We start from the raw sequence: 26,611 nt of genomic DNA, 5'->3' as shown, positions 1-26,611 counted from the left end.
CCTCAGACGCGGAACGCACTGATCAACTGCTTCAAGTGCGCCACCTCTCCCGACAACTCACGACTGGCCTGCTCGGTCTGGCTAGCGCCTTCGGCCGTGCGCTCGCCCGCCAGGTTGATCTCGACAATGTTCTGATCGATATCGTGCGCCACCGCCGTCTGCTGCTCGGCAGCCGCGGCGATCTGCTGGTTCTGGTCGACGATCATGCCCACCGCCCCGAGGATATTCTCCAAGGCGATCTGCACCTTGCCCGACTCACTCACGGTGTTGTCGGCCATGGTGTGGCTGCTGTGCATGGTTTTCACTGCGGCACCGACGCCACCTTGCAGCTTGGCGATCATCTTTTCGATTTCTTCGGTGGACTGCTGGGTGCGCTTGGCGAGGTTGCGTACCTCGTCGGCCACCACGGCAAAACCACGGCCTTGCTCACCGGCACGGGCTGCTTCGATAGCGGCGTTAAGCGCCAGCAGGTTGGTTTGTTCGGCGATGCCTTTGATCACGTCCAGCACCTGGCTGATCGACGCGCTGTCGCTGGCCAACTGGTTGATCACGCTCACCGACTGGTCGATTTCATCGGCCAGACGCTGGATGCTGCCCACCTGCAACTCCACCAGGGCGCGGCCGCTGACGGTTTCGTGATTGACGCTCTGCGCGCTGTCCACCGCGGCAGCAGCGCTACGCGCTACTTCCTGGGCAGTGGCGGACATCTGGTTCATCGCCGTGGCCACCTGTTCGATCTGACTGCGCTGACCGGCCACCGCCTGGTTGCTCTGCGCTGACACATCTTCCACGCGATCCGCCTGCACCCCTACCGCGCTGACCGTGTGGCCGACGCGCTCGATCAGGTGGTGAATCTTCTGCACGGTGCCGTTGAACACTTCCCCCAGCTCACCCAATTCGTCGCGGCTTTGCGCGTGGAAACTGACCGTCATATCGCCGGCGGCCACCTGATCCATGACCTTACCGAGGCTTTTCAGAGTAGTGCGAGTGGAGACGTAGAAGCCGCCGTAGAGGTAGCCGATGAGGATGAACACCACCAACAGCGCCGCCACCAGCAACACCATCTGAGTTTGTTTCTGAGCCAGACGCTTCTGCAGTTGCTGCTTGAGGAATACCAGGGCGGCGTCGTTCAGTTGGTAGGTCTTGTCCATCGAGGCAGAGACCTTGTCATAGAACTCCTGCCACGGTGCGTCCAGGGAGTCGGCCATCACCACCTGGTCTTCGAACAGCGTGCCGCTGTCTTTCAGGGTGGCGCGGCTGGCTTCGGCCAGGCCTTTGAGCGCCTGTTGCGCGGCAGGGCTGCCGTCGAGGGCATCATTGATGGTCAGGCCGTATTCGGCGTGCAGTTTTTCCAGCAGCAGCAACAGCTCATCAAACTTGCCGCTGGCCGAAGAGTTGAGGAAGCCTTGGGCCAGCGAGGCGGAACCCAGGGAACGGCCAGTGCTCAACGCGGCGGTGACCGAGGTAGTGCCGTTGGTGACCAGCTCGATCATCTGCCGCACGGTGGTTTGCCCGTCCTGGCTGAGGCCCGCCTGGTTGGCGATGATCTTGATCAGCACCTGCATGTTGCCAGACAGCTTCTCGATCATCGGCGCCTTGCTCTGCAGCGAGGTCTCCGCGTCGGCGGCCTTCAGGGCTTTTTGCAGTTCGTCGCGCTTGCTGGTGAACAGCTCGACCTGATCGGCATCGGTGACCACTGGCTCAAGCTTGAGCAGGTCGGCTTCGATACGTTTGCTCAGGGCGCCGATACGCGCTTCGAGATCCCCTGCCTTGCCGGACTGGCCGACGGCAGCGTTGATCTCGACCATGTCATTGAGATTTTCCAGATCGGCGCGCAGCTTGAGGCTCGCGCTCATCAGGTCGAGGCTTTGCAGTTCAGCCCGGGTGCCGACGAACTCACGGTAGGAGTCCTGCACCAGATAGAAGTTGGTAACCAGCATCGGCAGAAAGAACAAGACGCTGATTAAGCTGAATTTCATACCAAAACTAAGGCGATTCATCAGCGCGATGGCCGGATACAGCACGGTCTTCACAAGACGTCTCCTGTTCACATTATTGTTATGGATCGTCACAGGGTAGAGCGGTGAGACTGGCGGGGGTCAGCCGCTTTATCCCTGCCGGCCCTTGCTGCACTGTTCTTTGGCGAACACTGTCAGCGGGCAAATCAAGCGTGACGCGAGTCACAGACTGCCGAGCGCGGCATTCTGTATACCCGATATCGGCAGGCACCTTTGTAACTTAAGGTTAAGGAGGCGTCTATCACCTGGCCGAGCCATTGATCTGAGTGATGGCACTTCACACCCAGAGCCGCCGCGCGCCCAGCCAGACCGGGCCTTCCGGCCCGACCGACGGCGTCTTGCAGGGACTAGAAAAGCAAGGTCCAGACAGCAAAACCGGCGTACCAAAACACCCCGGCACGCACCAGCAATTGCCACAGGCCATCGAGGCTCGATACGCCACTTTCGCCCAAGCCGGGAGTGGCAAATTCTTCAGCAGCACGACCACTGTTGGCGATCAGTTGTGCGGCGGCGATATTCCAGTTCAACAGCTCATGCAGAAGCACCCGGCTGACCGCGACAAAGCTGCCGACCAAGGCAAAGCTGCCCGCCAACAGACGCACCGGTAGCCAGTCGAGGGCATGTCGCCACTGCCCGGCGCGCAGGCGCAGGGCGTCGTCCTGGGCATGTTCCATGGTCAACGCCAGCAGGCGATAAGCCAGGGCCGCCAAGGGGCCGAGCAAGGCGTACCAGAAGATCACCGCGAAAAAGCTCTGGTAGCCCTGCCACAGCAGAAAGCCCTGGGCCTGCTGCAACAGACTGTCGGCATCGGCCGCCTCGACACCGAGATCGCGTTGCGCCACCAGATAGGCTGCCTCGACATCCTCACGCCGCCAGGCGTCACGGAATGGCCCGAGCGCCACCAGCGGGTCGCCGCGCCCCAGGCTGTACACCAGCACGCCCAAGTGCACCGGCAAAGCCAGCCAACCATGCAACGGCACGCCCAACACCACCAGAAGCAACGCCAACGCCAGCAATGGCAGCAGGACCAACACCGCCAGTTGCAGCCAGGGATTGTGGCGGAACGCGCTCTGCCGCTCGGCCCAGGCCAGGAGCCGCAACCAGCTGGCGTCTTGCTGGATTCTGGCGCGCCAGGACGAGAACTTCTCGACCCACAACACCAAGAGCAGCACTAGAAAACTCATTGTTTCACTCCTTTTGCGGGCAGCGCCTGCCCTGACAATCCTTGATCGGCCAGCCCAGCGTGAAAGCGGGACCAGTCAAAATGCTCACCGGGATCGGTCTTGCGCCCTGGTGCGATATCGCTGTGGCCGCAGATACGCTGCGGGGTGATGCCTGGATAAGCCCGGCACAGCTCGCCACTCAACTGCGCCAGGACGGCGTACTGAGCGTCGCTGAAGGGCTGATCGTCGGTCCCTTCTAACTCAATTCCAAGGGAGAAATCATTACAGTTGTCGCGTCCCTCGAACAACGACACGCCAGCGTGCCAGGCCCGTTCAAGGCAAGACACGAACTGGATTAACGTTCCGTCGCGCTCGATCAGAAAATGCGCCGATACACGCAGATGGCATATGCCCGCGAAGTACGGATGCTCCTCCGCCTGCAGCTCGTTCTGAAACAACTCCAGCACTTTGCCCGTACCAAACTGCCCCGGCGGTAGGCTGATGTTATGGATCACCAACAGGGAAATCTCGCCGTTGGGGCGGGCATTGAAGTTGGGCGATGGGCAGTGGCGAATGCCTTCGCACCAGCCGGTGAGCGGGTCCAGCAGCATAAAAACTCCTTACAGTGCGGGACACTCTACCGGGCCCAGCCCGAAAACGACAACGCCCGACATAAGCCGGGCGTTGTGGATAACTCATAGCGCGATCAGGCGTTTTTCAACCGGCGCAGGTTGCCGATCACCGACTCCAACGCCCGGTCAAACAGCAGCGCGTCGTCGAGCAGGCGGATGGCGTTGCGGCGGAACTCCACGGCCAGACCCATGCGGGTTTTCTCCAGCACTTTCATGCCGGTGCGGTTAACGAAGATGTACTTGCCGGTGGGCTTGATCACCGCCGCCAGCTTGCAGCGCAGCTTGTGCTCTTCGTCTTCCTGGAACTCGACCCAACTGCCCACCACCAGGCTGTCGACGCGAGCCAGCGACTCGTCATCATCCGGCAGCAAGACTTCCGGCTCCTGCACCCGGTTTTCACCCGGGGCCAGCAACACGATTTCTTCGATCACTTCGACCATCGCTGGCACGGCAACCGCTTCGATTTCCTCTTCCGGCGGCAGCTCCAGCAGCGGCGCGTCGCCATCCAGGTTTGGCAGCAGATCAACAGCCGTCTCTTCCGAGGTTTCCGGTAGCGGCCGCTTGAAGCGCTGGAACGCCTGCACATGCAGGTTTTCCAACTGACTGAAAAATTCGCTGGTGGAGAATGGGTCGAACGCCGCGCTGGCCATGCCTTCGCGCAGAGCCTTAAGCAGGCCAGGAACCAGTTCCAGCAAGCGCAGACGGGCTTCCGGATCTTCGTGCGGCGCAACGCTCCAAACCAGATCGTCCATGGTATTAAGGGCTGCTTGCCATTCTGGCGAGTCGACGCCGTGCTTGAGGCAGGTGAGCATCATCACCTTGCTCCAGGCTTCCTGCAGCAGACGCACCACCACTTCCGGCAGGGTCTTGCCCAGCAGGCGCTCGTTCAGCGCATGTTCCACTTCACGGCGAGCCAGTTCAGCTTTGGCGCTGCCCTCTTCGGCATCACGGGTGCGCTGCTCCAGCAGTTCGCTACGGCGGCGCTCGTCACCGGTGAAGGCGAGGAAGTCGGCCAGCAATTCGGAGAAGATCGCCGGGTCGTCAACAAAGTCATTGAGCAGGCGCTGCACGATGCTTTCGATCTTCTGGTACAGGCTGTCGCGCTGGGCGTCATCCTGCTCCGCCCAGCCGAGGGCTGCGGCGGCAATTTCGTTGAGCAGACGGCGCGCCGGATGGCTGCCGCGGCTGAAAAAGGTCTTGTCCAGCACCGCCACTTTCAACATCGGAATCTGCAGGCGGCCGATCAGGGCCTTGAGCGAATCCGACAGGGTGCGGTCGTCGAGGATGAACTCGAACAGCATCGACACCAGGTTGATCACATCTTCATCAACCTCACCAACCACCCGCGACTTGCCGCTCTTGGCGCTGGCGCGCACCAACAGTTGCTCGAGCTGGTTACGCAGGTCGAAATCGTCCTGCACAGCGGTGGTGAAGGCTGGGCGCTGCTGCATATGGGAAAGCAGGCGCATCAGGTCATTACTGGAAATCGGTAGAGCGTCGGCAGGCGCTTCGCGGCGCGGTACACCGCTGCCACGCACCTGCGACAACAGCTCCTGCAACACGCCAAACACTTCCTGCACGCCTTCATCGGCGTAAGCGCCTTGGCCCTGGCTGGCGTCGCCGCCGGACTGGCTTGCACCACCACGGCCGCCGGTAACGGACGGGCCGTTTTTGCGGCGCACAGGCGCGGTTTTCAATTCAGGCAAGACACCCGCGTCAATCAGTTGCTGGTTGGTGTCGGCGTACAGTTGGTCGAGATCGGCAAGAACATATTTCTCAAACAACTTGAGAATGATCAGTTTGACCTTGATCTCAACGCCCAAACGGCTGCAGGCCTCCAGAAAGTACTCGCAGAGTACGGTGGGGCCAAGCGGGTTGGTTTTATCGTCGAGTTTTTTGCTGACCATCGCATTGATGCGGGTGGTCAAGTGACCAAGGGAGACCGCGTCGCGGCTCATGACCTTGGCCACCATGGTGTCAATGGCGACAGTCTCTTCCAGCTCATCGTTCTGAATCAGCGCCAGGGTGTCGAACGACACTGCATCCAGCTGTGGCGCGCGGCCGATTTCGTACTGATTGAGATTGGCGAAGGTTTCAAAGACTTTCTGCAGGAAGCCGCGTTCGATGCCCTTGCGCTTCAGACGCAGGTCACGCATGGCCTCGAAAAAGGCGTTTTGCTCGGCGTTGCTGGTGGCGCGGTCAGCCATCTCGAAGAGGGTGTCATCCGCGTTGTCGAACAGCGCCTGCAAGGCTTGTTTCAGCTGCTGAGCAGCTTTGTCGCGCACGTGAATGAGTGCCACGGGCAGCCTCCCCGCCGATGATGTTGGCGAGTGCTCGGGGGCAAGCTTGTTCAGCTGCACCACTTTCGCATCAGTCATTGCAACTCTCCCGCAGACCGGCCCTTTGGCTCTCACATCTGCATAACGATCAACTGAGCGTCATCCGCTACGTCAAAGGCATGGCGTCAATAATAAGCAGTAAAACGATTATAGAGAGGCCGCGCAAGATAAAACCCTACTTCTTGCCCAGATATGACCTACATCACACATGTACCGCATCTGGTTACGAACGGCTACTGACTGACGACCAACGCGCGATAAGACGCACAGTTTTACCCACATAAATGGCACTAGCCAGAGGCCTTCGCCTCCTTATAATCGCCCCCATACGAAATGGGAGCCCCCAATGCCGAACCTACTCCTCGCCGACCTTGGCGCAGAAATTCAAGCCAACGTGCGTCGAGCCCTGCAAGAAGACGTCGGCAGCGGCGATATCACCGCCCAACTGATCCCCGCAGAACGCCTGGCGCACGCCACCATCATCACCCGCGACACCGCCGTCATAGCCGGCAGCGCATGGGTTGACAACGTATTCGCCCAAATAGATCCCCGCGTCGCCGTACATTGGCAAGTCCGCGACGGCGAGCGCGTGCAGCCTAACCAGCCTTTGTTTCATCTCGAAGGCCCCGCCCGCGCCCTATTGACCGGCGAGCGCAGCGCCCTGAACTTCCTGCAAACCCTCTCCGCCGTCGCCACCCGCTGCCGCCACTACGCCAACATCGTCGACGGCACGGGCGTAAAACTGCTCGACACCCGCAAAACCCTACCGGGACTTCGCCTGGCACAGAAGTACGCCGTTACCCAAGGCGGCTGCCATAACCATCGCATCGGCCTGTACGACGCTTTCTTGATCAAAGAAAACCATATTGCAGCCTGCGGCGGCATTGCCCAGGCCATTCAGGCCGCCCACGGCATTGCCCCGGGCAAGCCGGTGGAGGTGGAAGTAGAGAGCCTGACTGAGCTAAAGGAAGCGCTGGATGCGGGGGCGGACATCATCATGCTGGATGAATTGAGCCTGGATGAAATGCGCACAGCGGTGGCGATGACGGCTGGCAAGGCGAAGCTTGAGGCTTCCGGTGGGATTAATGAGGCAACGTTGCGGGTTGTGGCTGAGACCGGAGTGGATTATGTCTCTATTGGCACGTTGACCAAGGATGTGAAGGCGGTGGACTTGTCGATGCGGTTGAGTATTTGACGTTCTGCCCGCCAACAAAAAGCCCCGCGATTGCGGGGCTTTTTGTTGGCTGATGAAATTACTCGGCCGGCTTGGCGGCAACCGGCAATTTCAAACGCTCGAAAGGAATATCAGGGAAGAACTTCTGAGTAGCCGCTATTTGCTCAGCTAGCTTTCCTTCGTGACTGTCACCATAAAAGCGCCGCATTTCTAGTAGCACCGCTTGGGCTTTCAACTCATCCCCGCCAGCCATATACACCAGCGACAAACGTACCAAAACCGCTGGATAGGGCATGTAATTTTTAAATCGAAGCAATACGTCGCGCTCTCGACCCAAAGACGCAGGAGCAATATCGAAATTAGCGAAGTAGACCAAATACCCATAGGGCTCAAGCAATGGATCACGAATCATAGAGTCTACAAATGTATAACTTCGTGAATCCGTCGGTGCCCTTAGGAAGTATTGCTTATAACTCCATACCAAACGTTCTGTCAGCGGCAAATAAATAATCATAACCGCCAAAAACGCGGCAAAAATAATACCTGAAAAAACCTTACCTACTTTAAGCTTCACAACCATCGCCGGGCCGCCAAGTGCACCCAGCAGCAGCATATGCAAAACCAGAAAATGCATCATCCAAAGCGGAAACTCAAACATTCCATATATTTGAATAGATGCAAGCACTAGGACTGGTAACAACCTCGATCTGCTGGACAAGGTTTTCTTCAATGCAGTAACGGCCACCCCTACCAACGCAAGTAGCCAGATGAGCGCAGCCACCCCAAGCTCGGCCAAAAGTTGCAGGATTAAATTATGAGAATGAACAAAAAGCAAATTAGACGATGTCAAAGCCAAATCCAGACGATGCTGAAAGCTGTTGCCCGGATAATTACCGACCCCCACACCACCCCAGAAATTTTGAAGAATAATATCTAACGCTACCCGCCATTCTTCCAGTCGAGGTGAGCTGACCGCGCCCCTGCTGAGCACATCAGCTGATCCAGCGCTTGCAACTCCCGTTTGAGCCCAATCATCCAAGGTAAAGAAGATCGGCCTAAACGCCCAGTAAAAAAAGAACGAACCTAGCATCACCCAAAGCCAAGGACTGACGCCCTCCTTGCGCCGTAAAAAAAACAGCACTCCGATCACAAAAACCCACGCTACTAGCACCGCCCGACTGCCTGAGCCGATCAGCGAAGTCGCCAAAACCAACAAGCAAAAGATAGCCAGCGGCAGTCCAATCAAATGGCGCACCGCATAAACCCAACCCACCGCAAGCATTCCTAAAAAGCAAATGAATGCAAAAAAATTGCTGTGCCCGACCAAGCCTCTCCAACGGCCACCAGTGACTACCGGCAAATAGGCCCGTCCAAAATCACCAAGCAGCCCATAAAAGTGAAGAAACCCACCAATGGCACAGATCAAAGCGCCTGCGAGAAGAGCTACAGCCAATACATCGGAGAGACGCTCTCCCTCGGCATCCCAGTCCAACTGATCCCCGATGACCAGCGCTAACAAGCCCATAAACCAAAACACGCCAATAAAAAGCTTGGCGGAAACAAAAGGGGCCGGATGCAGCCAACCTGACACAACAAACAGTGCGCCAAGAATCAGCCACATCAGCAGCCAAACGGTTAACCGTAACTGTCGACTCCTCCAAAATAAAAGACCTGCTCCAAACAACGTCCCGCACACAACAATTAGCTCCTCAATGAAATTGGGGAGCGGAAAGGCGTGTACAGGCTGGCAAAAAGCCAACACGACCACGAACAGTAACAACGCGAAGGGACGCAAAGACACAGTCGGAAAGGACATGCAGGGGAACTCTATGACAATTTTGGGCACCTGACGCGTTAAAGCCACGCCATGCGAGCGAGCAACACAGGGGGCCTGCAAAGATTGGCAAGGCCTTTGCATTGGAGGATGTCAGCTGCCGAATACGCAGTAAAGCATTACCTACTATCTTGGAGAAACTCATGAAAGCTCAGATGCAGAAAGGTTTTACCCTCATTGAATTGATGATCGTTGTAGCAATTATCGGCATCCTGGCCGCCATCGCTATCCCTGCTTACCAGAACTATATCGGCCGCTCCGAAGCTGCGACCGGCATGGCCGCGATCGCCCCTCTGAAAACTGGCATTGAAGATGCGTTTGCTCAAGGCGTACCTCAAGCCTCGATCGACCTGGAACGCCTGGGCACCACTACCAACGCCAGCCCCCTGGGCGAAATCAGCGTAAGCGGTGTCACCGATGAAGGCGCCGCTATTCTGACTTTCGAATTCAAAACCTCTGGCCCGAAAACCAAGACCGGCACTATCGTTCTGACCCGCGCTGAAGACACCGGCGCCTGGACTTGCACCACTACCGTCCTGGCCGCTGAATTCAAGCCACGTAACTGCAACTGATTAAGTAGATTCAAAAATAAAGGCGCCTTGGGCGCCTTTATTTTTGTGGAGACCCCCATCGCTTCGCTCTACTGCTCATTTGCGCTATAAATGTCTCAAACCTCCTAGCCAAAAGCCGCCCAATGAATGAAAGCCCCGCACTCACCGGTTTAGCCAAACAGCTTGTTCTTGCTGAGCTTCTAGACGAGAAAACAGCCCGTTCGGCACACGCACAAGCGCAAAGAAACCACACGTCGCTCGTTACCTATCTCGTCCAAAACAAGCTTGTAAAAAGCCGAGCTTTGGCGGAGGTCGCCGCGGAACAATTTGGGGTCGCATTTCTTGACCTAGGCAGTGTAGACAAAGAAGCACAACCTAAAGATCTGGTCACGGAGAAGCTGCTGCGTCAGCACCGCGCCATTCCACTGTGGAAGCGCGGCAACAAACTCTTTGTGGGAATTTCCGATCCAACCAACCACCAGGCCATTACCGATATTCAGTTCAGCACCGGCCTCAATACCGAAGCCGTACTGGTAGAAGACGACAAACTCGGCGACGCCATTGAAAAGTTCTTCGATAGCGCCAACAGCGGCATGGATGACCTAGGTGATATTGACCTGGATGGTGTCGATATCCAGGCTGTCGATGAAGACAAGCAAGACAGCGGTGATAGCAACGCTGCCGACGACGCCCCGGTTGTGCGTTTCGTCAATAAGATGCTGTTGGACGCGATCAAGATGGGCTCCTCCGACCTGCACTTCGAACCCTATGAAAAAAGCTACCGCGTGCGCTTTCGTACCGACGGTATTCTTCACGAAATTGCCCGCCCGCCGATTCAGTTGGCACCCCGAATTTCTGCCCGCTTGAAGGTAATGGCCAGCCTGGATATTTCCGAGCGCCGCAAACCACAAGACGGCCGCATCAAGATGCGGATCTCGAAAACCAAATCCATCGATTTCCGCGTCAGCACTTGCCCCACCCTCTGGGGCGAGAAAATCGTAATGCGGATTCTCGACTCCTCCAGTGCGCAGATGGGCATTGATGCCCTCGGCTATGAAGAGTCGCAAAAAGACCTGTATATGTCCGCGCTGAAACAGCCGCAGGGCATGATTCTGGTAACCGGCCCGACCGGTTCCGGCAAAACCGTTTCTCTGTATACCGGCCTGAATATCCTTAATACCGTAGACGTGAATATTTCCACGGCGGAAGACCCGGTGGAGATTAACCTGGAAGGTATCAACCAGGTCAATGTCAACCCGAAACAAGGCATGGACTTCACCGCTGCGTTGAAGTCGTTCCTGCGTCAGGACCCAGATATCATCATGGTCGGTGAGATTCGAGATCTGGACACTGCTTCCATTGCAGTAAAAGCTGCACAGACCGGCCACATGGTGATGTCGACGCTGCACACCAACAGCGCCGCAGAAACTCTGACGCGCTTGCGCAATATGGGCGTGCCGTCGTTCAACATCGCCACCTCGGTAAACCTGATCATTGCCCAGCGCCTCGCGCGCAAGCTCTGCAATAACTGCAAGAAAGAAGTGCCGGTACCGACAGAAACCTTGCTAGAAGAGGGTTTCCCGGAAGACAAGATCGGCACGTTCAAGATTTACGGCCCGGTTGGCTGCGATAACTGCAACCACGGTTACAAAGGTCGCGTCGGAATATATGAAGTGGTTAAAAACACGCCTGCGCTGCAACGGATTATCATGGAGGAAGGCAACTCCATCGATATTTCGACGCAAATGCGTAAAGACGGCTTCAATGACCTGCGCACTTCGGCTCTGCTGAAGGCCATGCAAGGTGTCACCAGCCTCGAAGAAGTGAACCGCGTCACTAAGGACTAAGTCATGGCCGTTAAAGCATTAAAGACCAGCACTTTCAGCTGGGAAGGCACCGACAAAAAAGGCGCCAAGGTTAAAGGTGAAATAGCCGGCCAGAACCCAGCCCTGGTGAAAGCCCAGCTGCGCAAGCAGGGCGTTAACCCAACCAAAGTGCGCAAAAAAGCGGTCTCGCTATTCGGCAAAGGCAAGAAGATCAAGCCCTTGGACATCGCTCTGTTTGCCCGCCAAATGGCCACCATGATGAAAGCAGGGGTGCCGTTGCTGCAGTCCTTCGACATCATTGGCGAAGGGGTGGAAAACCCAAATATGCGCAAACTGGTAGACGACATAAAACAACAAGTAGCAGCGGGTAACAGCTTCGCTACGGCGCTGCGCACCCAACCTCAGTACTTTGATGATCTATTTTGCAACTTGGTAGATGCTGGCGAGCAAGCCGGTGCACTGGAAAGCTTGCTGGACCGTATTGCGACCTACAAAGAAAAAACCGAGCAACTGAAAGCCAAAATCAAAAAGGCGATGAATTACCCAATCGCCGTAATTATCGTTGCGTTGATCGTATCGGCCATTTTGCTGATCAAGGTCGTACCTCAATTCCAGTCGGTTTTCTCTGGATTTGGTGCGGAGCTCCCGGCCTTTACCCTTTGGGTTATTCACCTGTCTGAAGCATTGCAAACTTGGTGGTTCGCGATTGTGGTAGGCATCTTTGGCGCGGCGTTTGGCATCAAGCAAATGTTCAAACGCTCGCAAAAAGTACGCGATGGATTCGACCGCTTCGTCCTGAAAGTGCCAGTGGTTGGCGACATCATTTACAAATCGTCGATCGCACGTTTTGCGCGCACCCTATCCACTACCTTCGCTGCCGGCGTACCGCTGGTTGAGGCATTGGATTCGGTAGCTGGCGCCACCGGCAACATTGTGTTCAAGAACGCCACGAACAAGGTCAAATCTGACGTTTCAACCGGTATGCAGCTCAACTTTTCCATGCGCACCACCGGTGTCTTCCCCTCAATGGCCATTCAGATGACGGCGATTGGTGAAGAGTCTGGTGCGCTGGATAGCATGCTGGACAAAGTGGCGACTTACTACGAAGAAGAAGTCGACAATATGGTCGACGGCCTTACCGCTCTGATGGAGCCCATGATCATGTCCGTTCTGGGTGTGCTCGTCGGCGGCCTGGTAATCGCCATGTACCTGCCAATCTTCAAACTGGGTGCCGTGGTTTAACAATGCCCTTCATCGACTTCCTGGCCAGCTCAACGCTGGCCTTTGTTTTTTGTGCCCTTATCCTCGGCCTCTTGGTCGGCAGCTTCCTCAACGTGGTGGTCTACCGTCTCCCCGTGATGATGAAACGCGACTGGCAAAACCAGGCGCGGGAAATTCTTGAGCTGCCGGCCGAGCCCAAGGGGGAAACCTTCAATCTGGTGTTGCCGAATTCGCGCTGCCCGCACTGCGAGCATGAAATCCAGGCGCTGGAAAACATTCCGGTGGTGAGCTGGCTGGCGCTGCGTGGCAAATGCTCGTCGTGCAAGGCGCCGATCAGCAAGCGCTACCCGTTGGTGGAGCTGACCTGCGGTCTGTTGTCAGCCTATGTGGCGTATCACTTCGGGTTCAACTGGCAAGCGGGCGCCATGCTGTTGCTAACCTGGGGCCTGCTGGCGATGAGCTTGATCGATGTCGATCATCAGTTGCTGCCAGACGATCTGGTGTTGCCGCTGCTGTGGGTTGGCCTGGTCATTAACCAGTTTGGCCTGTTCGCCAGCCCGCAAGATGCGCTGTTCGGCGCCATCGCTGGCTACCTCAGCCTGTGGTCGGTGTATTGGCTGTTCAAGCTGGCCACCGGCAAGGAAGGCATGGGTTATGGCGACTTCAAGTTGCTGGCCATGCTCGGCGCCTGGGGCGGTTGGCAGGTATTGCCGTTGACCATCCTGCTGTCGTCGCTGGTTGGCGCGGTGCTGGGGGTGATCATGCTGCGTTTGCGTAATGCCGAGACCAGCACCCCAATCCCCTTCGGCCCCTACCTGGCGATTGCCGGCTGGATTGCATTGCTCTGGGGTGATCAAATAACCGGCACCTACCTTCAAATCGCCGGATTTAAATGACTACACCCTGGATTCTCGGGCTCACTGGCGGCATCGGCAGTGGCAAGAGCGCGGTAGCGCAGCACTTTATCGACCTTGGCGTGCATTGCGTGGATGCCGATCACGCGGCGCGCTGGGTGGTGGAGCCGGGCAAACCAGCCCTGGCGGCCATCGCCACGCACTTCGGCCCTGACGTGTTGCAGGCCAATGGAGAGCTCGATCGCGCCAGTCTGCGCGCGCGCATCTTTCAAGCGCCGGACGAGCGCCGTTGGCTGGAAGCTTTGCTGCATCCGCTGATCGGTGAAGAAATTATCGCCAGCCTGGCCAGTGCAAAATCCCCTTACGCCATTCTGGTCTCGCCGCTGTTGGTCGAGTCCGGGCAACACAAGCTGACCCAGCGTGTGCTGGTAGTGGACGCCCCCGAGCAACTGCAATTGCAACGCACCATGCTGCGTGATCAGGTGTCAGAGGAACAGGTGAACGCCATCCTCAAGGCCCAGGCCTTGCGCGAGGAGCGTCTGAAACACGCCGATGACGTGCTGCTCAATGACCGCGATCTACCCTGGCTGCAGAGCGAAGTTGAACGCCTGCACCGCTTTTATCTCACCCTTCATGGAGGCCAGCCATGAGCCAAGCTCCAATCGTTAAATGCCCGACCTGCGGCGCGCCCGTCGAGTGGGGCCCGCAAAGTGCCAGCCGGCCGTTCTGCAGCGAACGCTGCAAGCTAATCGACCTTGGGGCCTGGGCGGCCGAAGAACATGCCATCCCGGGCAACCCGCTAGAAGACGAGCTGTTTTCCAGCGATCTCGATATCCCGCCGCAGCGCCACTAACGGCTAGGGCCGCATAAAGCTGTAATCGCGGTCGTCATCCAGGTTATCCGCCAGAAATTGCAGCTCCTGCCCCAGGTCCGCAGGGCTGCGATAACCCTTGCTCTGCTCCACCACCGCACTGAGCAAAGCGCGCAACGCCAATGCCGGCTCGAAGCCTTCTGCTGCGGCTGTTTCCAGACTGCGCTGCAGCTGCTCTTTGGCCCACGTATGCACACTCATCTGAAAACTCCTCGCTTTATCGGCCGATACGGCTGGCTTGCAGAATGGCGTCTGCGCCCGCTGCACGCCTGACGCAGATCAAGCCCCGCCGCCCTATAAAGGCGGCGAATCAGTCGTCATCGTTCCAGGGTGCCTGCAGGTAGCGGTCGCGGTTGAAGGTCTCCAGCCACTCCGGTTTAAACACCACCAGCGCGGTGATCAACATGCCGTTGATAAAGGCCTCGGGAAACATCACCAGCCACAGGTAGCCAACGAAATCCTCCAGCCAGAACGGCATGGGAAAGCGGCCATCCAGCCACAGCACCCAGAGCCCCAGCAATACACAGAGCAAGGCGGCCAGCGCTGCCGGAAAAAAGCCTGAGCAGAAGATATAAACGAACAGGTTTTGCGATTGCCGGCGCTCCACCCACAGCGCGCTAACCTCGGTGACCAGCACCGGCACCAGCACCAACAGCGCGCCATTGACGCCCATCGCGGCCAAGTCCTGGCGGCCGATGGCCAGCAAGCCAAGCTGCGCTGCCACTCCACCCAGCACCGCCAGTGGCCAGTCGAGCAGCAAGGTCACGGCAGTCATGCCGATGAAGTGAAACGACACCCCCACCTCAAAATCGCGCCGCACCAACCACAGCAGAAACAGCACCAGCACCGTGCCGAACAGCAGGTGCTGGCGGCGGATATCGCTGAACAGCTCCAACCATGGCGCTCGGTAAGCGGCCCACGCCAAGGCCGGCAAATACACCAACCAGCCGACCGTCAAGGTGGTGGTGGACAGCAATTCAGCCGCGATCACGATGGCGTTGCCTGCGTCGAATACACCTGAATATCCTCACGCGCCTGCCAGCCCGGTTGCGCCGCCCAGAACGCCAGAGCGGGCTCCGCGTCGCTCAAGACAAACACGTGAGACTTATCCACACCCAGTTCGCGCAGTCGCGCGAGCGCTTCGTTGAGCATCGACTTAGCCAGCCCCTGCCCGCGAAAAGCCGGTGCCACCAGCAGGTGCTGTAGATAACCGCGGCGCCCGTCATGTCCGACCATCAAGCTACCAACCACTTGCCCATCACGCTCCGCCACCAGACTCAGCCCAGGGTTACGTGAAAGATAGGCGCAAAACGGAGCGAAAGCGTCTTCGGAGCGCAGGCGAATGCTGGGCTCGGCCTGCCACAGGGCAATCAGGGCGGGGTGGTCTGCGGGCAGCACGGGGCGAATCGACATAGCGGGCTCCAGCCTGGACGAAAACGCAGTCTACACCGGCCTCGTCGGCGGGCTAAGCTTGCAGGCATGGATGATTCTGAGTACCTGCGTCTACTGACCGATCAAGCCGAACAGGCCAATGCGCTGCTCTCCAATGCACAGAAATGGGAGCGGGAGCGTTGGGTTTGCCGACGTTTTTTACAGGCGCTGAACGTGCCGCACCGCCTGGAGGAGTTCAGCGCCGCCAGCCAGGACCCGCCCGACGTGCTGTTTCATGACGCGCATTTCGAGGTGTTTTTTGTCCTCGACGAAGGCCGGCGCCTGAATGACGAGTGGCGCCAGGAGCTGGAACGACGGCGCAACGCCTATTCCCTCAGCCAACTGGTCGAGCACGAAGCGCACCCACGAAAGATCCGCGCCGCCGAGCTGCACAACCGCCTGGCGCCAACACTGCGCAAGAAAACCGCCAGCTACCGCGAACGTAATATCGACGTGGCCAACTTGGACATGCTCGCCTACGTCAACCTCAAGCGCGAGATCACCGACTTCAACAGCGCCTTTCCACCGCCCACCGAATTTCTGCACCAGGGCTGGCGCTCGCTGTCTTTGTTAGGACCGAACTTCGCCCGAGTATTGTTTGCTCACCCGACGGCGCCGGACTTTTTGCGCATCAACCTCGGCCGCACCGTGCTGCTGGATATTGGAATCAGCCTATGAGCCAATTGCTGGAACTGATCGCCGACGTACCGCAACAGGGCGAGGTTCGCTGGATTGGCGTGCGCCCTGTGTCGCGGGAACCGATGCTTACGCTGGATGCTGTAGAAGCGCGGCGCGAAGCGGGATTGACCGGCGATCACACCCGCCCCGGCCCACGCAACGCGCGGCAAGTGACGCTGATTCAATGGGAACACCTGGCGGTGATCAGTGCGTTGTTAGGGCGGCCTGCCGAGCAAGCGATCACCCCGGCCGATATGCGCCGCAACATCGCCGTGAGCGGCATCAATTTATTCAGCTTGAAGAACCGGCGCTTTCGTCTCGGCCAGGCGCTGCTGGAAACCACCGGCTGGTGCCAGCCCTGCGCCCGCCTGGAACAACGTTTGGGGCGCGGCACCTTTCAGGCCGCGCGTGGCCACGGCGGCATTACCGCGCGGGTGCTGGAAAGCGGGATTATTCGCTTGCACGACACGCTTTACGTTGAGCCAGACTAAATCCGACGACTAGAATGCTTTCATCCCACACGAGGCCTGCCATGACCAGCCGACTCAGTCCTGACGACCAACAACGCGTCGACCAGTACCTCAGCGCGCCGCAGCATCAAGTCGAGCGGCGGCCGTTTCGTCCGTGGTTTCTCCTCTTCATTGTGTTGGCCTCGGTCATCGGCCTGGGCCTACTTAGCCGTTTACTCAGCCGGTTAGTGCTATGAGCTGCTTCGCGCTCGCCTTGCCGGCTTTCCCGCGAATCCCTGAAAGCCTTATGAGATCTCACCATGTCCCATCGCATCATTATTGTCGGCGGCGGAGCCGGCGGCTTGGAGCTTGCTACCCGCCTGGGTAAGACCCTGGGTAAACGCGACCTGGCGCGCGTCACCCTGGTCGATGCCAACCTCACCCACATCTGGAAACCGCTGCTGCACGAAGTGGCGGCTGGCTCGTTGAACTCGTCGGAAGACGAGCTCAACTATGTCGCCCAGGCCAAGTGGAACCACTTCGAGTTCCAGTTGGGGCGCATGGAAGGGTTGGACCGCAACGCGAAACGAATTCAACTGTCGGCCACCCTGGATGAACAGGGCGAGGAGCTGGTGCCCGCGCGCACGCTGGACTACGACACCTTGGTGATCGCCGTCGGCAGTACCACCAATGATTTCGGCACCCCCGGCGCGGCAGAGCACTGCCTGTTTCTCGATACCCGCGTACAAGCCGAACGTTTCCACCGGCAATTGCTCAACCACTACATGCGTGCCCACGCCAACCAGACTGAGCGTGCCGAGCAGATCAGCGTGGCCATCGTTGGCGCCGGTGCGACTGGCGTCGAGCTGGCAGCCGAGCTGCACCACGCTGCCCATGAGCTGGCGGCCTATGGCCTGGACAGCATCAAGCCGGAAAATATGCGCATCACCTTGATTGAAGCTGGCCCGCGCGTACTACCAGCGCTGCCCGAGCGCATCGGCCAGCCGGTGCATAAAACCCTGGAAAAACTCGGCGTCACAGTGCTTACCAACGCCGCCGTCAGCGAGGTTACCCGCGACAGCCTGAAGACCGCGCAAGGCCAGGATATTCCGGCGAGCCTCAAGGTCTGGGCGGCCGGCATTCGTGCTCCGGACTTTCTCAAGGAACTAGACGGCCTGGAAAGCAACCGCATCAACCAGTTGCAGGTGCGCCCTACTTTGCAGACCACACGCGACGATAATATCTTCGCCTTTGGTGATTGCGCCGCCTGCCCGCAACCGGGAGAAGACGGCCGCAACGTACCGCCGCGCGCGCAGGCTGCGCACCAGCAAGCATCGCTGCTGGCCAAATCGTTGAAGCTGCGAATTGAAGGCAAGGCGCTGCCGACCTACCGCTACCGCGATTATGGTTCGCTGATTTCGTTGGCAAGTTTCTCTGCCGTCGGCAACCTGATGGGCAATCTGACAGGCAGTGTGATGCTGGAGGGCTGGTTGGCGCGGATGTTTTATGTGTCGCTTTACCGCATGCACCAGATGGCCCTCTACGGCGTTTTTCGCACCCTGATGCTGATGCTCAGCGACCGCATCGGCCGCGGCACTGAACCGCGCCTCAAGCTGCATTAACACTGCGCTTTTGTAAGGTGCGCTTCGCGCACCAAGCGATTTATGTGGGATCGCTTGGTGCGCGAAGCACACCCTACGACAGCAAAAAACGCACAAACAAAAAAGGCGCCCCGAAGGGCGCCTTTTTTGTTGGATACTCCGTCTTTCAACGTTTCTCCTAAGATTTAACTCTTTAAACATCAAGAGCCAAAAATGGTGGGTCGTGTGGGACTCGAACCTACGACCAATTGGTTAAAAGCCAACTGCTCTACCAACTGAGCTAACGACCCAAAAATGGTCGGGGTAAGGGGATTCGAACTCCTGACATCCTGCTCCCAAAGCAGGCGCGCTACCGGACTGCGCTATACCCCGGTTGAAAGATTGGCTCCGCGACCAGGACTCGAACCTGGGACCCAATGATTAACAGTCATTTGCTCTACCGACTGAGCTATCGCGGAACTACTTGCTTCCATCTCTCTACGTCATTTGCTGTTAGGCATTTGCCGTATCGAGGCGCTGCATTTTAAGGATATTCGAAACCCTGTCAACCCCCTAAATAGCTTTTAAGACAATGATTTGCAGCAACGTGATCGCCACTCTGTGTTTGCCTGAGATATGATCGCTGCAGGATGCATAAGCCGGCCGGCTTGAACAGGACAGTCCATGAGCACGCAGGACATACCCCCACTACCTCGAACTAACCAGACGCTTGCCAGTCGCGGTATTCAGCCGCGCTTTGGTGAACTGGTGCAGGGTTGCCGCAAGCTCGCGATGAATCGTTTGGCCGAACACCTCACCGGGGTTTTCGGCCAGGTTGATGACACGTTGTTCGAATGCGCGGAGAAAGCCGAGAACAACAAAGTGCAATCGTTGTTCTTCGACAACATGCGCGAAATTCGTCGACAGCGTCCGCAGATCGAACGCAGCTACCACCAGCGTGTGGCGCAGAATTTTTCCAACTTTCTTGAAGGCACCCTCGAACCCGAGAAGAGTGCTGACGGCCTGCGCGCCGAAGACCTGTCGTTGATTCAGAACGAAGATTACGAAGAGAGCCTGCAGGTCACCAATATGGTCAGCCGGGTCAAGGCCCGCTGCGCCGAACCGCTGTTTGCCCTAGAGCAACGCCTGGCGGTGTTGAACAATGGTCAAAAGCTGGGCGAGGACAGCAATCCGTTCGGCCCGCGTGCCATCGCCCAGGCCTTCCGCGAAGCGCTGGCACCCACGCCGTTTCCCCCTCAGATCAAAACCATCCTTTATATGCTGTTCGATCGCCACGTCATGCAGAGCCTCGACCGCCTGTATGAAGCGATGAACCAGCGCCTGATCGATGCCGGCGTACTGCCGAATTTGAAATACGCGCCACAACGCACACCCGATGCCCGCCGCGCACCAACCACGCCACGAGAAACGGCACCCGCCGAGCCAGCCGCAGAAGCACCGCGCGCCGCAACGCCGCAACCGGCCAGCGCGCCAGCAACGGGAAACACCCCGGCAGCACCCAACGCCGAAACACCGCGTGTGCCGTTTGACGCCTCCGGCCCCGAGCCCACCGACCCTGTTGCGCTATTCAGCAGCCTGGCGGCCTTGCTTGGCGAACGGCGCCACTACAATGTCGATGCACCGCTGCTCGGCGGCACTCGCAGTATCGCCAGCTTCGCGCCGCAGGGCGCCACGCGCACCTACGCAGCCAGCGACCTGCTCGAAGCGCTGAACCGTTTGCAGCAGCAATCGGCGCTGGATTTTTCCCAGCGCCTGCAACGCCCGCAACACGTGGAAGACTTCAAGGTCGACCTGCAACAGCAACTGGAAACCCATAGCAGCCTGCCCGGCCAGCAAAAGCTGTCGGACCAGGAAGCCGATGTCATCGACCTCGTGGGCATGCTGTTCGACTTCATCCTTGATGATGAAAACCTGCCAGACAATTGCAAAACCGCCCTCTCCCACCTGCACACGCCGTACCTGAAAGTGGCGTTGCTGGACAAGGCGCTGTTCACCCAGCACCACCACCCGGCTCGTCGCCTGCTCAATGCCATGGCCCAGGCCGGTGTGCTGTACGGCGGCGAAGAAGACGACCGCGGCCTGCTGGCGAAAATTCACTGGGTGGTGGAGCGCGTCATCCAGGGTTTCGACGGCGACCTCAAGCTGTTCGACAGCCTGCTGGAAGAGTTCAACGAGTTCACCACCAACCTGCAACACAAGGTGGCCCTGCGTGAACGCCGCGCCGTCGAAGCGGCTAAAGGCCGCGACAAGCTGCTCGGTGCCCGCCAACAAGCGGTGGACATCATTGCCCGCGCCCTGGCCAACCGCCAGCCGCCGCCGCTGATTCGCAACTTCCTTGAACTGACCTGGACCGATGCCCTGGTGTTCGTGCTGCTGCGCCACGGTGAACGCAGTGACGAATGGCTGCGCTACAGCGAAGTGGCCGAGCAATTGGCCTGGAGTAGCACACCGCTGAACGCCACTGGCCAGGAACGCTTGCAGAGCATTCGCGTGCAACTGCTGGAAGACCTGCGCAAAGGCCTGGAAATTCTCGGCGGCTATCACGAAGACGGTATCCGCCGCCTGCTGCAAGACATCGTCGCCTGTCAGCACGCCGTGCAAGCCAAACAACCGCAAGTGGCCGCCAAGCTCAACCCGGTGCTGCCGGAAAGCCCCCTGGGCGCCATGCTCGGCGAAGATGCCGACTTGGTGAGTTCAGCGCCGCAAGCGTCTGGCTTGTCTTACAAGGCGCAGCTGATTGCCAAGGAGTTGGGACGGATCGAGTTTGGTACCTGGTTTGAATTTGTCGACGGTGCACAGGTGCGCAACCTGAAGCTGTCATGGTTCAGCCCCACCACCCACAACTACATGTTCGTTGACCACAGCGGTCAGCGTGTGGCGATCAAACCGCTGACAATTTTAGCCAACGAGATGGAACAAGGTTTGGTTCGCATCCTCCAAACGGAACGCGGGGCCCCTCTGGTGGACCGCGCCCTGACCGCTATCTACCGGGTGTTGCAACGCTTCACCGGTCGCGCCGACCACAGTTAAGGAGCCGTAATGGACGATCGTCGCCAACACAGTCGACACGCCGCAGAGCTGCATCTGGAAGTTTACGACCTGCATACCGAGCGCCACCTGGGTCGCGTGGTTGACCTGTCCGTAGAAGGCTTCATGATCTTCGGCGACTGCCCGCAGGAAGCCGATGCGCTGCTGGAATGCCGGCTGGTGTCTTACCCGCCGGTGGAAGGCCTGACCGAAGTGCGCCTGGGTGCCGACTGCCTGTGGAGCCGGCCCGGTGCCGACGGCCAGCATTGCTGGTCGGGGTTTCACATCATTGATCTGGCGGAAGACCAGGCCGTGCTGCTCGAAGGTTTGCTTAAACGCCTGTAGGGCTCGCGCCCCTACGAAAATGTTCCCCAACAAAAAGCCCCGCATCTGCGGGGCTTTTTGTTGCCTTGGCGAACGGATTATTCGAAAACGATCTCGTCTCCATCGACCACGCCAGTGACAGTCGCACCGGGCATGAACTTGCCGCCCAGAATCAGCTGCGCCAACGGGTTTTCGATCCAGCGCTGCACCGCTCGTTTTAACGGACGTGCGCCGTACACCGGGTCGTAACCAACAGCGATCAGCTTATCCAGCGCCTCGTCGCTCAACTCCAGACTCAGCTCCCGCTCGGCCAGACGTTTATCCAGGCGCGCCAGCTGAATCCGCGCAATCCCGGCAATCTGATCACGGGCCAGCGGTTCGAAGATCACCACTTCGTCGATCCGGTTGATGAACTCCGGCCGGAAGTGGTTGCTCACCGCATCCATCACCGCCGCGCGCTGGGCTTCCTGGTCACCGACCAATTCCTGAATCTGCGCTGAACCGAGGTTCGAGGTCATCACGATCACCGTATTGCGGAAGTCCACGGTACGACCATGGCTGTCGGTCAGACGACCGTCTTCCAACACCTGCAGCAACACGTTGAACACATCCGGGTGGGCCTTCTCGACTTCGTCCAGCAGCACCACCGAATACGGCTTACGGCGTACCGCTTCAGTGAGGTAACCACCCTCTTCGTAGCCGACATAGCCTGGCGGCGCGCCGATCAAACGGGCCACCGAATGTTTCTCCATGAACTCCGACATGTCGATGCGCACCAGCGCTTCTTCGGTATCAAAGAGGAACTCGGCCAAGGCTTTGCACAGCTCGGTTTTACCCACGCCGGTCGGGCCCAGGAACAGGAACGAACCGCTCGGGCGATCCGGGTCGGACAAGCCAGCACGGGAGCGCCGCACGGCGCTTGCCACGGCGGTAACCGCCTCGTTCTGGCCAATCACACGCTGGTGCAACAGGCCTTCCATGTTCAGCAGTTTTTCTCGCTCGCCTTCGAGCATTTTCGACACAGGAATGCCGGTCCACTTCGACACCACTTCAGCGATTTCTTCCTCAGTCACCCGGCTACGCAACAGCTGGTTTTCCGTTTTGCCATGCTGATCGACCATCTGCAGGCTACGTTCCAGATCCGGGATGATGCTGTATTGCAGCTTGGCCATCTGTTCCAGATCGCTGCGGCGGCGCGCTGCTTCCAGCTCCTGGCGAGCCTGCTCGATTTTCTGTTGGATTTGCGCCGAGCCTTGAACTTCGGCCTTCTCCGACTTCCAGATTTCCTCCAGGTCGGCGTATTCGCGCTCGTACTTGGCGATGTCTTCCTGCAGTTTGTCCAACCGCTTCAGTGCAGCATCATCACTTTCCTTTTTCAGCGCCTCGCGCTCGACCTTCAGCTGAATCAAGCGGCGCTCGAGACGATCGAGCACTTCCGGCTTGGAGTCGATTTCCATGCGGATGCGGCTGGCGGCCTCATCCATCAAATCGATGGCCTTGTCCGGCAGTTGACGGTCGGTGATGTAGCGGTGGCTAAGCTTGACCGCGGCAATGATCGCGCCGTCGGTGATCGCCACCTTGTGGTGAACTTCATAACGCTCTTTGAGGCCACGCAGAATGGCGATGGTGTCTTCTTCGCTGGGCTCTTCCACCAACACTTTCTGGAAACGCCGCTCCAGCGCCGCATCCTTTTCGATGAATTGGCGGTACTCATTCAGTGTGGTGGCACCCACGCAGTGCAGCTCGCCACGGGCCAGGGACGGCTTGAGCATATTGCCCGCGTCCATCGCGCCCTCGGCTTTACCGGCGCCGACCATGGTGTGCAGTTCGTCGATAAACAGGATGATCCGGCCTTCCTGCTTGGACAGTTCGTTAAGCACCGCTTTCAGGCGCTCCTCGAACTCGCCGCGGAACTTGGCCCCGGCGATCAGCGCGCCCATGTCCAGCGACAGCAGACGTTTGTCCTTCAAGCCATCCGGCACTTCGCCGTTGACGATGCGCTGAGCCAGGCCTTCGGCGATGGCGGTTTTACCTACGCCGGGCTCACCGATCAGCACCGGGTTGTTTTTGGTCCGGCGTTGCAGAACCTGAATGGTGCGGCGAATTTCGTCATCACGGCCGATCACCGGATCAAGCTTGCCTTCTTCGGCGCGCTTGGTCAGGTCGACGGTGTATTTGTCCAGGGCCTGGCGCGACTCTTCGACATTCGGGTCGTTGACCGCATCGCCGCCACGCAGGTTGTTCACCGCGTTTTCCAGGGCCTTTTTGCTGACGCCCTGGCCGAGCAACAATTTGCCCAACTTGGTGGTGTCATCCAGCGCCGCCAGCAGCACCAGCTCGCTGGAAATAAATTGGTCGCCCTTTTGCTGCGACAGGCGATCAGCCTGGTTGAGCAGGCGCGCCAGGTCCTGGGAGAGGTTCACATCCCCCGTGGGGTTCTGGATCTTGCCCAGTTGGTCGAGCTCTTTGGTCAGCGCCTGACGCAGGCTGTTGACGTCGAAACCGGTCTGCATCAGCAGCGACTTGATCGAGCCGCCCTGCTGCTCGAGCAGGGCCTGCATCAGGTGAAGGGGCTCGATGGCCGCGTGGTCCATGCCCACGGCCAGGGATTGGGCGTCGGATAACGCCAATTGCAATTTGCTGGTTAAACGATCGATACGCATAGGTTTACCTTCCTTTAGAGGGCAGCCGGCGCAATGAACGCACCTAATGAAAAATGTCTGCCGAGATGCTCAAGTAAGTGAGGCCGATTGTTCGGGATTCAAGGTGTGCGGGTGCTGATCAATGTCAAACGGCCCGATACCCGGCGCGTTAGTTCACTGTAGTTGGCGGCGGGAAAAGCATCGCGGCTAAAGCCGCTCCTACGGGACCGGGATTCCTTGCCTCTTCGTAGGAGCGGCTTCAGCCGCGATGCCTTTGACTTCGTCCTTTCAGGGCGCGAGCCACACCAGAGAGGCGAAACGCCCGGTGCGGGCGGCGCGGCGATAGGAGAAAAAACGCGGGTCGGTGACGGTACACAAACCACCGCCATACACCGCCGTTACCCCACGAGCCGCCAGGCGCAGACGCGCAAGCTGGTAGATATCGGCCAGGTACTTACCCTGATTGGCACTCGGAACAAAGGCCTGAGCGGCCTCAGGTTGTACCGCCATAAAGGCCTCGCGTACTTCCGGCCCGACCTCGAACGCTTGCGGGCCGATGGCCGGCCCGAGCCAGACCAGCACATCCTCGGCCGGGACCGCCATGGCATCCAGGGTGCTTTCCAGCACGCCATTGACCAGCCCACGCCAGCCCGCATGCGCCGCCGCCACACGGGTTCCGGCGCGGTCGCAAAACAACGCGGGCAGGCAATCGGCGGTCATCACCGTGCAGGCGATACCGGCGGTTGCGGTCCAGCTGGCGTCAGCTTCGGCGACCACGCGTGGCTCGGCAGCGGCCACGGCTATGCCATGAACTTGCTGCAACCAGGCCGGTTGGCAGTTCAAGCGAGAGATCAGCGAATGGCGATTGGCGGCGACCGCTTGCGGGTCGTCGCCGACATGGTCACCGAGGTTGAAGCTATCGAAAGGGGCTTGGCTGACACCACCGGCACGGGTGGTCACGCAGGCCTTGACCCGCGCCGGGGCGGGCCAGTCTGGCGTCAGCCAGGCGTGCAGGTCATCAGCCGACAAAAGCTTCGCGGTCCTGACGCAGCAGCGACAGCAGCCAGGTGAAATCGTCCGGCAACGGCGATTCCCACTTCATGCGCTGGCCAGTGACCGGATGGGTCAACTCGAGGAAACGCGCGTGCAGGGCCTGACGCGGAAACTCTTTCAGCGCCTGCAACATGGTCGGATTGGCAGCCGGCGGAATGCGGAAGCGACCGCCGTAAGCCGGGTCGCCCACCAACGGGAAGTTGATGTGCGCCATGTGGACGCGAATCTGGTGGGTGCGGCCGGTTTCCAGCTTGACCCGTGTATGGGTGTGCGAGCGGAAGCGCTCCAGCACGCGGTAATGGCTGATGGCTTGTTTGCCACCTTCCATTACTGCCATCCGTTGCCGCTGCTGACCGTGGCGGCCAATCGGCGCGTCGATCTTGCCACCGGCGGTGATAACGCCAATCACAATGCATTCATAAATACGGCTGACCGAACGCTTTTGCAGTTGATCGACCAGTTGCGTCTGCGCCTGAATATTCTTCGCCACCACCATCAGACCGGTGGTGTCTTTGTCCAGGCGGTGAACGATGCCCGCGCGCGGCACATTGATGATGTCCGGCACATGGTGCAGCAAGGCATTGAGCAAGGTACCGCTCTGATGGCCGACCGCTGGGTGGACCACCAGACCCGCAGGTTTGTTGATCACCAGGATGTCGTCGTCTTCATAGACAATATCCAGTTCGATGTCTTCGGCCACCCATTCGCCCTGGGCTTCCTGCTCGGCATCGAGCTCCAGCACGCTGCCGCCATGGACGATATCGCGGGGACGCACCACCTCGCCGTCCACCGTCAAAAGGCCCTCTTTGATCCAGGCGGTAAGGCGCGAACGCGAGTGTTCACTGAAGAGTTGGGCGGCGACTTGGTCGAGGCGCTGGCCGCCCATTTCGGACGGAACCTCGGCGCGCATCTGGATGGCTAAC

General features: G+C 58.8%; 24 protein-coding genes, 3 tRNA genes and 1 pseudogene. 13 read left to right on the top strand and 15 right to left on the bottom strand.

Features of this window, described 5'->3' with window-relative positions; genetic code table 11:
* Nucleotides 1-2: 2 nt before the first annotated feature.
* The 5 genes and pseudogenes from C8K61_RS27355 to C8K61_RS23205 form a co-directional block, all read right to left on the bottom strand.
* Complete coding sequence (locus C8K61_RS27355) at nt 3-707, bottom strand: methyl-accepting chemotaxis protein (RefSeq protein WP_371920021.1); 705 nt, start codon at nt 705-707, stop codon at nt 3-5.
* 153 nt (nt 708-860) lie between these two features.
* Nucleotides 861-1,064 (bottom strand): annotated as a pseudogene (locus C8K61_RS27350) (HAMP domain-containing protein); the annotation flags it as partial.
* Nucleotides 1,065-2,365: 1,301 nt separating this feature from the next.
* Nucleotides 2,366-3,202 (bottom strand): regulatory signaling modulator protein AmpE, encoded by an 837-nt coding sequence (ampE, locus tag C8K61_RS23215; RefSeq protein ID WP_108098675.1) that lies wholly within the window; start codon nt 3,200-3,202, stop codon nt 2,366-2,368.
* Nucleotides 3,199-3,792 carry a 1,6-anhydro-N-acetylmuramyl-L-alanine amidase AmpD gene (gene ampD / locus C8K61_RS23210; RefSeq protein ID WP_108098674.1) on the bottom strand — a complete coding sequence of 198 codons (594 nt, stop codon included), beginning with the start codon at nt 3,790-3,792 and terminating at the stop codon, nt 3,199-3,201. Before ampD ends, ampE begins: the two co-directional genes overlap by 4 nt.
* Before the next feature lie 95 nt (nt 3,793-3,887).
* The gene (locus tag C8K61_RS23205; protein WP_108098673.1) at nt 3,888-6,191 is read right to left on the bottom strand and encodes a DUF1631 domain-containing protein; all 2,304 of its coding nucleotides are present in this window, start codon (nt 6,189-6,191) and stop codon (nt 3,888-3,890) included.
* 307 nt (nt 6,192-6,498) lie between these two features.
* On the opposite strand from C8K61_RS23205, the gene nadC reads away from it, so the two are divergent.
* On the top strand, nt 6,499-7,347 hold the full coding sequence (gene nadC / locus C8K61_RS23200; RefSeq protein ID WP_108098672.1) for a carboxylating nicotinate-nucleotide diphosphorylase: 849 nt from the start codon (nt 6,499-6,501) through the stop codon (nt 7,345-7,347).
* 58 nt (nt 7,348-7,405) lie between these two features.
* Here nadC and C8K61_RS23195 read toward each other — a convergent pair whose 3' ends face one another.
* Nucleotides 7,406-9,142, bottom strand: a complete 1,737-nt coding sequence (locus C8K61_RS23195) for a PglL family O-oligosaccharyltransferase (RefSeq protein WP_158272537.1) — start codon at nt 9,140-9,142, stop codon at nt 7,406-7,408.
* A 161-nt stretch (nt 9,143-9,303) separates the two neighbouring features.
* Between C8K61_RS23195 and C8K61_RS23190 the strand changes: the two genes are divergently transcribed.
* The 6 genes from C8K61_RS23190 (at nt 9,304) to yacG (ending at nt 14,465) form a co-directional block, all read left to right on the top strand.
* Nucleotides 9,304-9,732: a pilin gene (locus C8K61_RS23190; protein WP_108098670.1), complete on the top strand. Its 429-nt coding sequence runs from the start codon at nt 9,304-9,306 to the stop codon at nt 9,730-9,732.
* A gap of 122 nt (nt 9,733-9,854) precedes the next feature.
* On the top strand, nt 9,855-11,558 hold the full coding sequence (gene pilB, locus C8K61_RS23185) for a type IV-A pilus assembly ATPase PilB (RefSeq protein WP_108098669.1): 1,704 nt from the start codon (nt 9,855-9,857) through the stop codon (nt 11,556-11,558).
* A gap of 3 nt (nt 11,559-11,561) precedes the next feature.
* Complete coding sequence (locus tag C8K61_RS23180) at nt 11,562-12,779, top strand: type II secretion system F family protein (protein WP_108098668.1); 1,218 nt, start codon at nt 11,562-11,564, stop codon at nt 12,777-12,779.
* A 2-nt stretch (nt 12,780-12,781) separates the two neighbouring features.
* Nucleotides 12,782-13,654: an A24 family peptidase gene (locus C8K61_RS23175; protein WP_108098667.1), complete on the top strand. Its 873-nt coding sequence runs from the start codon at nt 12,782-12,784 to the stop codon at nt 13,652-13,654.
* Nucleotides 13,651-14,262, top strand: a complete 612-nt coding sequence (gene coaE / locus C8K61_RS23170; protein WP_108098666.1) for a dephospho-CoA kinase — start codon at nt 13,651-13,653, stop codon at nt 14,260-14,262. Before C8K61_RS23175 ends, coaE begins: the two co-directional genes overlap by 4 nt.
* Nucleotides 14,259-14,465, top strand: a complete 207-nt coding sequence (gene yacG / locus C8K61_RS23165; protein ID WP_108098665.1) for a DNA gyrase inhibitor YacG — start codon at nt 14,259-14,261, stop codon at nt 14,463-14,465. The genes coaE and yacG overlap by 4 nt, the downstream gene beginning before the upstream one ends.
* 3 nt (nt 14,466-14,468) lie before the next feature.
* Here the strand turns inward: yacG and C8K61_RS23160 are convergent, their stop codons facing one another.
* The 3 genes from C8K61_RS23160 to C8K61_RS23150 form a co-directional block, all read right to left on the bottom strand.
* The gene (locus C8K61_RS23160; protein ID WP_108098664.1) at nt 14,469-14,684 is read right to left on the bottom strand and encodes a hypothetical protein; all 216 of its coding nucleotides are present in this window, start codon (nt 14,682-14,684) and stop codon (nt 14,469-14,471) included.
* 109 nt (nt 14,685-14,793) lie between these two features.
* Nucleotides 14,794-15,474 (bottom strand): energy-coupling factor ABC transporter permease, encoded by a 681-nt coding sequence (locus tag C8K61_RS23155; RefSeq protein WP_108098663.1) that lies wholly within the window; start codon nt 15,472-15,474, stop codon nt 14,794-14,796.
* Nucleotides 15,471-15,896, bottom strand: a complete 426-nt coding sequence (locus tag C8K61_RS23150) for a GNAT family N-acetyltransferase (protein WP_108098662.1) — start codon at nt 15,894-15,896, stop codon at nt 15,471-15,473. The genes C8K61_RS23155 and C8K61_RS23150 overlap by 4 nt, the downstream gene beginning before the upstream one ends.
* A gap of 66 nt (nt 15,897-15,962) precedes the next feature.
* Between C8K61_RS23150 and C8K61_RS23145 the strand changes: the two genes are divergently transcribed.
* From C8K61_RS23145 to C8K61_RS23130, 4 genes are all read left to right on the top strand, one after another.
* Entirely contained in the window at nt 15,963-16,592 is a 630-nt protein-coding gene (locus tag C8K61_RS23145) for a DUF1780 domain-containing protein (RefSeq protein ID WP_108098661.1), read from the top strand.
* Nucleotides 16,589-17,083, top strand: a complete 495-nt coding sequence (locus tag C8K61_RS23140) for an MOSC domain-containing protein (RefSeq protein ID WP_108098660.1) — start codon at nt 16,589-16,591, stop codon at nt 17,081-17,083. The genes C8K61_RS23145 and C8K61_RS23140 overlap by 4 nt, the downstream gene beginning before the upstream one ends.
* Nucleotides 17,084-17,124: 41 nt before the next feature.
* Nucleotides 17,125-17,298: a DUF3094 family protein gene (locus C8K61_RS23135; protein WP_108098659.1), complete on the top strand. Its 174-nt coding sequence runs from the start codon at nt 17,125-17,127 to the stop codon at nt 17,296-17,298.
* A gap of 63 nt (nt 17,299-17,361) precedes the next feature.
* A complete protein-coding gene (locus C8K61_RS23130; protein WP_108098658.1) occupies nt 17,362-18,663 on the top strand; it encodes an NAD(P)/FAD-dependent oxidoreductase in 1,302 nt (433 codons plus the stop codon).
* 193 nt (nt 18,664-18,856) lie between these two features.
* Here C8K61_RS23130 and C8K61_RS23125 read toward each other — a convergent pair.
* The 3 genes from C8K61_RS23125 to C8K61_RS23115 form a co-directional block, all read right to left on the bottom strand.
* A tRNA-Lys gene (locus C8K61_RS23125) sits at nt 18,857-18,932 on the bottom strand.
* A gap of 5 nt (nt 18,933-18,937) precedes the next feature.
* A tRNA-Pro gene (locus C8K61_RS23120) sits at nt 18,938-19,014 on the bottom strand.
* A gap of 10 nt (nt 19,015-19,024) precedes the next feature.
* A tRNA-Asn gene (locus C8K61_RS23115) sits at nt 19,025-19,100 on the bottom strand.
* A 205-nt stretch (nt 19,101-19,305) separates the two neighbouring features.
* Between C8K61_RS23115 and C8K61_RS23110 the strand changes: the two genes are divergently transcribed.
* Both C8K61_RS23110 and C8K61_RS23105 read left to right on the top strand, forming a co-directional pair.
* The gene (locus C8K61_RS23110) at nt 19,306-21,672 is read left to right on the top strand and encodes a DUF1631 domain-containing protein (protein ID WP_108098657.1); all 2,367 of its coding nucleotides are present in this window, start codon (nt 19,306-19,308) and stop codon (nt 21,670-21,672) included.
* Nucleotides 21,673-21,681: 9 nt separating this feature from the next.
* Nucleotides 21,682-22,014 carry a PilZ domain-containing protein gene (locus C8K61_RS23105; protein WP_108098656.1) on the top strand — a complete coding sequence of 111 codons (333 nt, stop codon included), beginning with the start codon at nt 21,682-21,684 and terminating at the stop codon, nt 22,012-22,014.
* 77 nt (nt 22,015-22,091) lie between these two features.
* On the opposite strand, the gene clpB is transcribed toward C8K61_RS23105, so the two are convergent.
* The 3 genes from clpB to rluD form a co-directional block, all read right to left on the bottom strand.
* Nucleotides 22,092-24,656: an ATP-dependent chaperone ClpB gene (clpB, locus tag C8K61_RS23100; RefSeq protein ID WP_108098655.1), complete on the bottom strand. Its 2,565-nt coding sequence runs from the start codon at nt 24,654-24,656 to the stop codon at nt 22,092-22,094.
* A gap of 267 nt (nt 24,657-24,923) precedes the next feature.
* Nucleotides 24,924-25,649 carry a peptidoglycan editing factor PgeF gene (gene pgeF / locus C8K61_RS23095; RefSeq protein WP_108098696.1) on the bottom strand — a complete coding sequence of 242 codons (726 nt, stop codon included), beginning with the start codon at nt 25,647-25,649 and terminating at the stop codon, nt 24,924-24,926.
* Between the two features lie 4 nt (nt 25,650-25,653).
* Nucleotides 25,654-26,598, bottom strand: a complete 945-nt coding sequence (gene rluD, locus C8K61_RS23090) for a 23S rRNA pseudouridine(1911/1915/1917) synthase RluD (protein ID WP_108098654.1) — start codon at nt 26,596-26,598, stop codon at nt 25,654-25,656.
* Between the last annotated feature and the right edge of the window lie 13 nt (nt 26,599-26,611).

Origin of the sequence: Pseudomonas sp. GV071 (genome assembly GCF_003050835.1) — a bacterium.
Taxonomy (GTDB): domain Bacteria; phylum Pseudomonadota; class Gammaproteobacteria; order Pseudomonadales; family Pseudomonadaceae; genus Aquipseudomonas.
The sequence above is the reverse complement of the archived record's forward strand: the minus strand, read 5'-3'. Positions and strand labels throughout refer to the sequence as shown.